Annotated in this window: 1 protein-coding gene; it reads right to left on the bottom strand. The window is 67.4% G+C overall.

Annotated elements, in window-relative coordinates; genetic code table 11:
* On the bottom strand, window positions 1-528 hold a 528-nt coding region (locus tag VM95_RS37990; RefSeq protein WP_045706186.1), incomplete at both ends, for an FG-GAP repeat domain-containing protein.

Below are 528 nucleotides of genomic sequence, written 5' to 3'. Positions count from 1 at the left end.
GGTCCACAGGTAGAGGTTGCCGGAGGAGTCCCGGGCGACCAGGTCGGCTATGCCGTCGCCGTTGAAGTCGGCGGCCGTGGTCTGGGTGAAGTTCCAGCCGCTGGTCAGCAGCTTCTTGGCGCCGAAGGTGCCGTCGCCGTTGCCGGGCCACAGGTAGAGGTTGCGGGAGGCGTCCTGGGCGATGAGGTCGGCGTGCCCGGTGCCCCGGAAGTCGCCGGCCACGGTCTGGGTGTAGTTCCAGCCGCTGGTCAGCAGCTTCTTGGTGCTGAACGCGCCGCCCGCGTTGCCGGTCCACAGGTAGAGGTTGCCGCTGGTGTCGCTGGCGACGAGGTCGCCGAATCCGTCGCCGGTGAAGTCGGCGGTGGCGGTCTGGGTGAAGTTCCAGCCGCCGGTGAGCTGCCTCTTGGTGCTGAACGCGCCGCCCTTGTTTCCCGTCCAGACGAAGAGGTTGCCGGAGGAGTCCTTGGCGAACAGGTCGGAGACCTTGTCGCCGTTGTAGTTCCCGCCCACCGTCTGCGAGAAGTTCAG

This window comes from Streptomyces rubellomurinus (assembly GCF_000961885.1).
GTDB classification, from domain to species: domain Bacteria; phylum Actinomycetota; class Actinomycetes; order Streptomycetales; family Streptomycetaceae; genus Kitasatospora; species Kitasatospora rubellomurina.
This window is presented reverse-complemented; position numbering and strand designations above follow the sequence as displayed.